The following is a 9985-nucleotide window of genomic DNA, read 5'->3' as shown; positions in this document are numbered from 1 at the left end:
CCACGCGGGTCAGGGGATCAGGACGGGGGACGAGCTGCCCACCTGGACGAACTCCTGGAGCTGGGTGTCCTCGTCCCAGACCTGCTCCTCGAGCCAGAAGACGTAGTAGGCGCCGGAGGTCAGGCCGGTCATCGTGGTGCCGACCTCACCGCAGTCGTCGCGCTGGCCGACCAGCTGCTGCGGCGGCGCGGGCTGCGGGCCTGCCACCAGCTGCTGGCTGACCGCCTGCACCCGGTAGCCGGTCACGACGTCGTTGTCGCTGTCGGCCATCCAGCTCAGGGTGGCCGAGCCGACCCCGGGGGCGATGGCCGGCACGATCCGCCGCGGGGCGCTGTACCCGCCGCAGGTCGCCTCGGGCGGGGTGTAGGTGGGGATGACCCCGCGGGGCACGGTCGGCGGCACGAACTGGATGTCGATGTCGCGGGGGACCGGGACCGCCACGTTCGGCGCGCTGATCGCCGGCTCGGGGACGTCGAAGCCGGTCGCCGCGACGACCTGCGGCACCTGCGGGACCCGGTCGATCGTCGTCCCGGCATCGCGGAACGGCGCCCACGACGCGGCCACCTGGGCGGCGAGCTCCGTGGCCGGCGCGCCGAAGACGACCAGCCCGACCGCGACCGCGGCGGCCACGGTGCCGGCGCCGGAGGCGATCGGGTGCCCGCGACGGCGCGACCGCGTGCGTCGTCGGCTCGGCCGGCGTCCCGCCTGTCCCATCCCCACCTCCGGTCTCGCGCAGACCATCGGCGCGCGCGGTGCCCGACTTGAGCCGAGTCGGGAGGCGGGGTGCGCCCGGGTCTACGGTGCCGACGTGCTGGAGCGCCTGGAGGTCACCGAGACGATCGAGGGGCCGCACCCCGGCTACGAGTACGTGCGGGCGGTCGCCTCCCTGGGCTTCGACCCCGGGCACCCGGCGAACGCCGGCGTGGTGGACCTCGACCTCGCGCCGCGGGACGCCGGCGGTCTCGTCCGCGCCGAGTCCGACGTCCGGCTGCTGCGGCCGCGGGACGGCGGCAACGGCCGGCTGCTCGTCGTGGTGCCCAACCGCGGCATGGTGATGGGCGTGCCGTTCAGCCTGGACGGCGACCCGATGCGGATGCTCGGCGACGAGCCGGACGCCGGGGACGCGTTCCTGCTCCGCCGGGGCTGGACCGTCGCCTGGATCGGCTGGCAGTGGGACGTGACCGGTGCGGGCCGGCTGGGCCTGCGGGTGCCCGCCGCCGAGGTCGAGCCGGGGGAGCTGCGGATCGAGTTCCGCCCCGACACGGTGCAGGCCGCCCGGCCGCTCGGGGACAGCACGCTCCTGGGCGCGTTCACCGACATCCCGACCGCCGACGTCGAGGACCCCGGCGCCGTCCTGACCGTCCGGGACCGGCCGCACGGAGGGGAGGTGGTCGTGCCCCGGGAGCAGTGGCGGTTCCCGACCGCGACCACGGTCGAACTGGACGGGGGCTTCCAGCCGTTCCGCTGGTACACGCTGCGCTACCGCAGCACCGTCGCCCCGGTCGGCGGCGCGGGGCTGCTCGCGTTCCGGGACGTCGCGGCGCACCTGCGCCGGGGACACGAGGCGGCGTTCGGGTACGGGGTCAGCCAGTCCGGCCGCTTCCTGCGCCAGTTCCTCGCCGAGGACCGCAACGCCGACGAGGACGGGGACCAGGTCCTCGACGGCGTGCTCGCCCACATCGCCGGTGCCCGCCGGGGGGAGTTCAACGACCGTTACGGGCAGCCGTCGCTGACCCACCCGATGACCCCGGCGTACGGCCCGCCGTACGACAGCGCGGCCCTGCTGGCCCGCACCCGCGCCTCGGGCTCCACGCCGAAGCTGGTGCTCACCAACAGCGCCAGCGAGTACTGGCGCGGCGACGCCGGCCTGGTCTCCCAGGACCCGGACACCGGCGCGGACCTCCCGGAGGACCCCGACACCCGCGCGTACCTGCTCAGCGGCACCGACCACCTGGGCCGGATCCCGATCAAGGGGCAGCTCCCGCTGGCCAACCCGCCGCACGAGCTGGACGCCACCCCGCTGCTGCGGGCGCTGTTCCTCCGCCTCGAGGCATGGGTGTGCGACGGGGTGCAGCCGCCGCCCAGCCGGGTGCCGCGGCAGGCCGACGGCACGGCCGTGTCCCGGGAGGAGGTGCTGGCCCGCTTCTCCCGGGCCGCCCTGCCCGATCCCGACGTGCTGCCCCGCCAGCCCCGCATCGACGGGACGCAGCCGGCCTGGGCGCTGCACGACGCCGAGCCGCTGACCACGCTCGTCAGCGCCGTCGACGACGACGGCAACGAGCGGGCCGGCGTGCGGCTGCCCGCGGTGCAGTCCGCCGCGGCCGCGTTCACGGGCTGGAACCCGCGGCGCCCGGTGCCGGGGCTCCCGGCGGTGCTCTACGAGTTCGTCGGCAGCCGGCTGCCCCGGCAGTCGGGCCGGCCGGTGCCGGGCGAGGCCGCGGTGGAGGCCGCCGCCCGGGCCGCGGCGGGGAACCTGGTCGCCGACGGTCTGCTGCTGCCCGAGGACGTGGAGTGCACCGTGGCGGAGGCGCTCGCGCAGTCGCTCAGGTAGGCGGCGCCGTCGCGCCGGCGCCGGCCGCCACGGGCAGCCGCAGGCCGAGCCGGTCGGCCTCCAGCGCCGCCAGGGCGCGGATGGCCGCGGGGTCGCCGGCCCGCCAGGCCGCACCGGTGCCCGGGGCGAGCGCGGCCAGCCGGGGGAGCGGCGCCGTGGCCACAGCCCGGGCGGCGAGCAGCTCCAGGTCGGGGTCGGGCGCGGCCATGATCCGAGCGGCCGCCGAGGCCTCCCGCGTCCAGGCCAGCCGCCACGGCAGCCAGCGCAGCAGCAGCCAGCCCACGGGCAGGACGACGAGGACGACGGCCAGCCAGAACGCCAGCGTGCCGACCGCGTCCTGCGCCGACTGACCCGCGCCGTTCACCGAGTCCCCGGCCGAGCCGAGCGCGTCGAAGGGGACGGCGAGCTCGTCACCGACCACGGGGACGCCGTCGGCGACGTCGGCGGCCGAGCCCATGCTGTCGGCGACGGAGGCGCCGAGGGACTCCACCGCCTCCCCGGGCTCGGCCAGCAGCAGCACCGCGCCGTGCACCACCCGCGCCACGGCGACCCACAGCACGACCCACGCGAGCATGCCGAGGTCGGCGAGGACCTGGGTCAGCCGCTTGTCGGGCCGTCGGGCGTACAGCTGCATCGGTGGTCCTCCCCGTGTCGGCGCGCCGGCCGCGCCTGGAGGCAATGGTCGGTGCTCGGCTCCCGCCCGGCAGTGCGAACGACGACCGGCCGGCGGCGGGTGCCGCTCCTAGAGTTCACGCCGAGCGCCTCCGACCGGGGCGCCGGGACCAGGCAGCTGCCTCGACGACCTCGGGGCCGGGCCGGAGCGGGAGCGGACCATGCGCGTCGGGGTGCCACGCGAGATCAAGAACCACGAGTACCGGGTCGCCCTGACCCCCGCCGGGGTGCACGAGCTGACCCGGGCCGGTCACGAGGTGCTCGTCGAGAAGGGGGCGGGGGAGGGCTCCTCCATCCCGGACGACGACATGGGAGCCGCCGGCGCGCGGATCGTCGGGGCAGCCGACGACGTGTGGGCCGACGCCGACCTGCTGCTCAAGGTCAAGGAGCCGGTCGCCGAGGAGTACGGGCGGCTGCGGGCCGGGCAGACGCTGTTCACCTACCTGCACCTGGCGGCGTCGCGGGAGTGCACCGACGCCCTGGTCGCCTCCGGGACCACGGCGATCGCCTACGAGACGGTGCAGACCCCGGACGGCGCGCTGCCGCTGCTGGCGCCGATGTCGGAGGTGGCCGGCCGGATGGCACCGCAGGTGGGCGCCACCGCGCTGGAGAAGGGGCACGGCGGGCGCGGGGTGCTGCTCGGCGGGGCGCCGGGGGTGTACGCGGCCAAGGTCGTCGTCCTCGGGGCCGGGGTCTCGGGGATGAACGCCGTCGCCATCGCGCTGGGGATGCAGGCCGAGGTCATCGTGCTGGACCGCGACGTGGACAAGCTCCGTGCCGCCGACCGGATCTACCAGGGCCACCTGCAGACCGTGACCTCCAACGCCTACGAGGTGGAGCGGGCGGTGCTCGACGCCGACCTCGTCATCGGCGCGGTCCTGGTGCCCGGGGCGCGGGCGCCGAAGCTGGTGAGCGACGACGTCGTCGCCCGGATGAAGCCCGGGTCGGTGCTGGTCGACATCGCCGTCGACCAGGGCGGCTGCTTCGAGGGAACCCGTCCCACGACACACGACGCGCCCACCTACCGCGTGCACGGGTCGGTGTTCTACTGCGTGGCGAACATGCCGGGCGCGGTGCCCAACACCTCGACCCACGCGCTGACCAACGTCACGCTGCCCTACGTCATGAAGCTGGCCGGCGAGGGCACGACGGCGGCGGTGCGGGCCGACCGGGCGCTGGCGCACGGCGTCAACGTGGCGGCCGGGCAGGCGGTCCTGCCGGAGGTCGCCGACGCGCACGGCCTGACCGCCGTCGCCCTGGAGGAGGTGCTCACCTGACCAGCACGCTGAGCGCCGGGCCCGACGTCGCGAAGACCGTCACCGGGTACCTCGACCACCTCACCGTCGAGCGCGGCCTGGCGGCCAACACCATCACCTCCTACCGCCGCGACCTGCGCCGCTACACCGACTTCCTCGCCGCGGCCGGGGTCCAGGGGCTGCGCGAGGTCGCCGAGTCCGACGTCGCCGCCTTCCTCGCCGCGCTCCGGCGGGGCGACGACGAGCACCCGCCGCTGTCGGCCACCTCCGCCGCCCGCGCCGTCGTCGCCGTCCGCGGGCTGCACCGCTTCGCCCTCCTCGACGGCCTGGTGCCCGACGACGTGGCGCACGAGGTCCGCCCGCCCGCACCGGCCCGGCGGCTGCCCAAGGCGCTGCCGGTCGAGTCGGTGGTGGCGCTCATCGAGGCCGCCGGCGCGCTGGAGGGCCCGCGCGGCCTGCGCGACCGGGCGCTGCTGGAACTGCTCTACGGCACCGGCGCGCGCATCTCCGAGGCCGTCGGGCTGAGCGTCGACGACCTGGACCAGGGGCAGGCGGCGGTCCGGCTGTCGGGCAAGGGCGGCAAGCAGCGGGTCGTGCCGGTCGGCAGCTATGCGCTGCGGGCCGTGGAGGACTACCTGGTGCGGGCCCGTCCGGCGCTGGCCGCGGCCGGCACCTCGAAGGGCCGCGCGGGCGCGCTGTTCCTCAACGCCCGCGGCGGCCCGCTCTCCCGGCAGAGCGCCTGGTCGATCCTGCGCGCGGCGGCCGAGCGGGTGGGGGACGCGGCCGGGATCTCCGTCGCCGACGTCTCGCCGCACACCCTGCGGCACAGCTTCGCCACCCACCTGCTCGACGGCGGCGCCGACGTCCGCGTCGTGCAGGAGCTGCTCGGGCACGCCTCGGTCACGACGACACAGGTGTACACGCTGGTGACCGTCGACCGGCTGCGCGAGGTGTACGCGACCAGCCACCCGAGGGCGTTGACCTGACAGTTGGTGGCCCGCCCATCGGGCAGATGGTGCCAGCCGCCTGCGCGAGATGTTGCTCGTGGGTTGGCAGATCGCGACATGCGCGGTCGCGACACGGCGTGCCTCCTCGGCAACGGGCTGCCTGCTCCCTACGGTCGTGAGGACCCGAGCGGTGGGGAAGACCGCAACCGGCGCGCAACGCGCCGGACGGGCCGGAGCTGGAGGCGACACGACCATGGCGATCCGAGGGGATGCGGCTCCTGTCGTCGCGCGCCCGCGCGACACCGAGCCCGAGATGGGCGGGTCCGCCTCGAAGCAGGACCCGGCCCGCGCCCGGCAGCGGCCGCTGCCCGAGCCGAAGCCGCTGACCCAGCACGGGCCCGCGCAGGTCATCGCGATGTGCAACCAGAAGGGCGGCGTCGGCAAGACGACGTCCACCATCAACCTGGGTGCCGCGCTGGTCGAGCAGGGCCGCAAGGTGCTGCTGGTCGACCTGGACCCGCAGGGCGCGCTCTCGGTGGGGCTCGGCGTGCCGGCGCAGAACCTGGACCGCACGATCTACAACGCGCTCATGGAGCGGCGGACCACGCTGGCCGACGTCCGGGTGCCCACCGACATCCCCGGCCTGGACCTCGTGCCCAGCAACATCGACCTCTCCGCCGCCGAGGTGCAGCTGGTCAGCGAGGTCGCCCGCGAGCAGACGCTGCTGCGCGTGCTGGCCGACGTCCGCGACGAGTACGACTACATCCTCATCGACTGCCAGCCCTCGCTCGGCCTGCTGACGGTCAACGCGCTCACCGCCGCCTCGGGCGTGATCATCCCGCTGGAGTGCGAGTTCTTCTCGCTGCGCGGGGTGGCCCTGCTGGTCGACACGATCGAGAAGGTCAAGGAGCGGCTGAACCCCGACCTGGAGATCTCCGGGATCCTCGCCACGATGTACGACACCCGCACGGTGCACTGCCGCGAGGTGTTCAGCCGCGTCGTCGAGGCCTTCGGCGACACGGTGTTCCAGACCGTCATCCACCGCACGGTGCGCTTCCCCGAGACGACGGTGGCCGGTCAGCCGATCACCACCTGGGCGCCGACCTCCTCCGGTGCCGCGGCGTTCCGCGACCTGGCGAAGGAGGTCATCGCGCTGTGACGCGACGTCCCGTCCTCCCCGGTGCCTCGGAGCTGTTCCGCCGCACCGACACCCCGGCCCAGCCCGAGGTCACCGAGCTCCCCAGCGTCGCGGCGACCACGAGCTCCCCGGCGCTGCGTGCCGCCAACCCGCGGCGCACCGCCGAGGTGCCCGGCGTCGAGGAGTCCATGCCCGGGCTGACCCTCGTGCCGGCCGGTGCCGAGGCCGACCCGCTGGCCGCCTTCCGGACGGCGTCCGCACACGCCCAGACGCTCGCCCCGCAGCCGCCCCGGACCCGCGGCAAGGCTGTGCGCGCCGAGCGCACCAAGCACGACGAGAAGATCACCGTCTACATCTCCGCCGACGAGCTGCTCGCGCTGGAGAGCGCCCGGCTGACGCTGCGCGGACAGCACGGCGTGGCCGCCGACCGCGGCCGGATCGTCCGCGAGGCCATCAACGTGCTCCTGGCCGATCTCGCCGAGTCCGGCGAGGACTCGGTCCTGGTCCGCCGGCTGAAGGGCCGCTGAGCCCTAGGCTCGTCGGCGTGGAGGGGACGCCGGAGGTCGCCGCGGCACCGCGGTTCACCGTCCGGCTGACCAACTTCGAGGGCCCGTTCGACCTGCTCCTGCAGCTGATCGGCAAGCACAAGCTCGACGTCACCGAGATCGCGCTCTCGCAGGTCACCGACGAGTTCATCGCCCACCTGCGGGCCCTCGGCGACGAGCTGGACCTGGACCAGGCCAGTGAGTTCCTCGTCGTCGCGGCCACCCTGCTGGACCTCAAGGCCGCCCGGCTGCTCCCGGCCGCCGACGTGGAGGACGAGGACGACCTCGAGCTCCTCGAGGCCCGCGACCTGCTCTTCGCCCGGCTGCTCCAGTACCGCGCCTACAAGGAGGCGGCCGCGTTCCTGCGGGAACGCGAGGCCGGCGCCGTCCTGCGCTACGGCCGCGACGCCGGGCCGGACCCGGCCTTCACCGAGCAGGTGCCGGAGGTGCTGCTGGGGATCACCCCCGAGCAGTTCGCGGCGCTGGCCACCCGGGTCCTCACGCCGCAGGCGCCGCCGACAGTCAGCGTGACCCACCTGCACGCCCCGGCGGTCAGCGTGGCCGAGCAGCTGGTGCTCGTCCGGGACCGGCTGGCGGCGGCCGGGACGGTCAGCTTCCGGGCGCTCACCGCCGACTGCGAGCACACCCTCGAGGTGGTCGCCCGCTTCCTCGCGCTGCTGGAGCTCTACCGCCAGCAGCGGGTGTCCTTCGACCAGCTCACGCCACTCGGCGAGCTGCACGTGCGGTGGACGGGCGGCACCGAGCCGGCGCCCGAGGACAGGCCCGCGACCGAGGAGGAGACCCCGTGACCGAGGGCGACGACGACCGGCAGCCGATCTCGTGGGACGCGCTGGCCGCCGAGCTCGCCGCGACCCGGGAGGCCGCCGAGGACCGCGACGACGACCCGGCCGTCTGGGACGCCGTCGCCGCGGAGCTCGCCGCCCGCGTGGCCGAGCGTCCACCGGCCCCCGCCGACGAGCCGGCGCCGGTGCCCGTCGACGAGCCCCAGCTGCCCCTGCCGGGGCTGCCCGCGCCCGAGCCGGAACCCGAACCGGAGCCCGAGGTCGAGGACGACCTCGACCCGGCGACCCTGCGGGCGCGGCTGGAGGCACTGCTGTTCGTGCTGGACAGCCCGGTCGACGAGGAGACCCTGGCGGCCTCGGTGCGCTCGTCGGTGAGTCGTGCCCGCGGTGCCCTCGGCGAGCTGGCCGGGGACTACGACCGCCGCGGCGCCGGCATCACGCTGCGCCGGGTGGGGGAGGGGTGGCGGCTCTACACCCGCGACGAGCACGCCGAGGTCATCGAGCGCTATCTGGGCCACGGTCGCGGCAGCCGGCTCACCCAGGCGGCGCTGGAGACCCTCGCCGTCATCGCCTACCGCCAGCCGGTGACCCGATCGCGGATCGCGGCCATCCGCGGGGTCGGCGTGGACGGGGTCATGCGGACGCTGCTGGGCCGCGGGCTGGTGCACGAGGTCGGCAGCGACCCCGACTCCGGCGGTGGGCTGTACGGGACGACGCCGCTGTTCCTCGAGCGGCTCGGGCTCACGAGCCTGTCCGACCTCCCGGACCTCGGCCCGCTGCTGCCGGAGACGGCGTCCTTCCTGGTGGACCACCCCGACGCCCACTGACGGAGCCCCCGATGCAGAACTGCACTTATGCACCGTGCAGAAGTGCAGTTCTGCCCGCTTCAGTCGCCCAGGAGGACGCCGGTCGCCAGCAGCAGGCCGACGACGACGAACACCCCGCCACCGATCCGCCCCCGCCAGAGGTGGAAGTTGCGGGCGCGGTCGGACCAGACGCCCGCCGTGCCGGTCCGCTCGCGGGCGACCGGGTTGTCGGGGGAGTGCTCCCACACCAGGCGCCGGGAGAGCAGCACCAGGCCGACGCCCATGACCGCGAGCACCAGGCCCATCACCTGCTCCATCCGCATGGGGCCGATCCTCCCGCACGGCCGTCGGCCACCCGCGGGGTCGGTGGGAGACTGGACGGCGATGAACACCGCACCGACCGACGAGACCCCCGACGAGACCACCACGACCGGGGGCGGAGCAGGCTGGTCGGAGGACATGGAGCTGGCCCCCGCGCACCCGTCCGACCGCGCCCCGGAGCCCGAGGAGGGCCACCCCGAGGGGGAGCGGCTGCAGAAGGTGCTCGCCCGCGCCGGCGTCGGCTCCCGCCGGGTCTGCGAGGACATGATCGACGAGGGCCGGATCAGCGTGAACGGCGCCGTCGTCCAGGTGCAGGGCATGCGGGTGCACCCGAGCACCGACCACATCGCCGTCGACGGCGTCCGCCTCGAGCTGCGCGACGACCGCGTCACCTACGCGATCAACAAGCCCTCCGGCGTCATCACCGCCATGAGCGACGACCGCAACCGGCCGACCATCGGCGACATGGTCGGTGACCTCGCGCCGGGCCTGGTGCACGTCGGCCGGCTGGACCAGGACACCGAGGGGCTGCTGCTCGTCACCACCGACGGCGAGCTGGCCCACCGCCTGGCCCACCCCTCCTACGAGGTGAAGAAGACCTACCTCGCGCAGGTGTCGGGCTCGGTGCCGCGTGACATGTTCAAGCGGCTGCGCCAGGGCGTCGAGCTCGAGGACGGGCAGGTCAAGGTCGACGCGTTCCAGGTCGTGGACACCCACGCCGGGCAGTCGGTCGTCGAGGTCGTGCTCCACGAGGGGCGCAAGCACATCGTCCGGCGGCTGCTGGCGCACGTCGGGCTGCCGGTCTCCCGGCTGACCCGGACGGCCATCGGCCCGGTGAAGCTCGAGCGCATGCGGTCGGGCTCGATCCGCAAGCTCACCCGGGCCGAGGTCGGCCAGCTGAACGATCTCGTCGGTCTGTGACGGGAGTCGCTCGCGCGGCGCACCT

11 protein-coding genes are annotated in these 9985 nt (G+C 75.1%); 8 read left to right on the top strand and 3 right to left on the bottom strand.

Annotated elements, in window-relative coordinates; translation table 11 throughout:
• Positions 1 to 9: 9 nt before the first annotated feature.
• Complete coding sequence (locus tag N555_RS0116265; RefSeq protein WP_156036390.1) at positions 10 to 714, bottom strand: hypothetical protein; 705 nt, start codon at positions 712 to 714, stop codon at positions 10 to 12.
• A gap of 94 nt (positions 715 to 808) precedes the next feature.
• On the opposite strand from N555_RS0116265, the gene N555_RS0116260 reads away from it, so the two are divergent.
• Positions 809 to 2551, top strand: coding sequence for an alpha/beta hydrolase domain-containing protein (locus N555_RS0116260; protein ID WP_051684157.1), 1743 nt, complete (start codon positions 809 to 811; stop codon positions 2549 to 2551).
• Here the strand turns inward: N555_RS0116260 and N555_RS0116255 are convergent.
• Positions 2544 to 3185, bottom strand: coding sequence for a hypothetical protein (locus N555_RS0116255; RefSeq protein WP_029432554.1), 642 nt, complete (start codon positions 3183 to 3185; stop codon positions 2544 to 2546). The two genes, N555_RS0116260 and N555_RS0116255, sit on opposite strands and share 8 nt — an antisense overlap.
• Positions 3186 to 3384: 199 nt before the next feature.
• On the opposite strand from N555_RS0116255, the gene ald reads away from it, so the two are divergent.
• The 6 genes from ald (at position 3385) to scpB (ending at position 8739) form a co-directional block, all read left to right on the top strand.
• Positions 3385 to 4500: an alanine dehydrogenase gene (gene ald, locus N555_RS0116250; protein WP_029432553.1), complete on the top strand. Its 1116-nt coding sequence runs from the start codon at positions 3385 to 3387 to the stop codon at positions 4498 to 4500.
• A complete protein-coding gene (locus N555_RS0116245; RefSeq protein ID WP_231502858.1) occupies positions 4497 to 5465 on the top strand; it encodes a site-specific tyrosine recombinase XerD in 969 nt (322 codons plus the stop codon). The genes ald and N555_RS0116245 overlap by 4 nt, the downstream gene beginning before the upstream one ends.
• A gap of 274 nt (positions 5466 to 5739) precedes the next feature.
• Positions 5740 to 6585, top strand: coding sequence for a ParA family protein (locus tag N555_RS0116240; RefSeq protein ID WP_197029050.1), 846 nt, complete (start codon positions 5740 to 5742; stop codon positions 6583 to 6585).
• Positions 6582 to 7091, top strand: coding sequence for a hypothetical protein (locus N555_RS0116235; RefSeq protein WP_029432551.1), 510 nt, complete (start codon positions 6582 to 6584; stop codon positions 7089 to 7091). Before N555_RS0116240 ends, N555_RS0116235 begins: the two co-directional genes overlap by 4 nt.
• 17 nt (positions 7092 to 7108) lie before the next feature.
• Positions 7109 to 7918, top strand: a complete 810-nt coding sequence (locus N555_RS0116230) for a segregation and condensation protein A (RefSeq protein WP_034510846.1) — start codon at positions 7109 to 7111, stop codon at positions 7916 to 7918.
• Positions 7915 to 8739, top strand: coding sequence for an SMC-Scp complex subunit ScpB (scpB, locus tag N555_RS0116225; protein ID WP_029432549.1), 825 nt, complete (start codon positions 7915 to 7917; stop codon positions 8737 to 8739). Before N555_RS0116230 ends, scpB begins: the two co-directional genes overlap by 4 nt.
• Before the next feature lie 59 nt (positions 8740 to 8798).
• On the opposite strand, the gene N555_RS0116220 is transcribed toward scpB, so the two are convergent.
• The gene (locus tag N555_RS0116220) at positions 8799 to 9041 is read right to left on the bottom strand and encodes a hypothetical protein (RefSeq protein ID WP_029432548.1); all 243 of its coding nucleotides are present in this window, start codon (positions 9039 to 9041) and stop codon (positions 8799 to 8801) included.
• A gap of 61 nt (positions 9042 to 9102) precedes the next feature.
• On the opposite strand from N555_RS0116220, the gene N555_RS0116215 reads away from it, so the two are divergent.
• Positions 9103 to 9960 (top strand): pseudouridine synthase, encoded by an 858-nt coding sequence (locus N555_RS0116215; RefSeq protein WP_029432547.1) that lies wholly within the window; start codon positions 9103 to 9105, stop codon positions 9958 to 9960.
• The last annotated feature ends 25 nt before the right edge of the window (positions 9961 to 9985 follow it).

The sequence above is a fragment of the Blastococcus sp. URHD0036 genome, from assembly GCF_000701365.1.
Taxonomy (GTDB): domain Bacteria; phylum Actinomycetota; class Actinomycetes; order Mycobacteriales; family Geodermatophilaceae; genus Trujillonella.
This window is presented reverse-complemented; position numbering and strand designations above follow the sequence as displayed.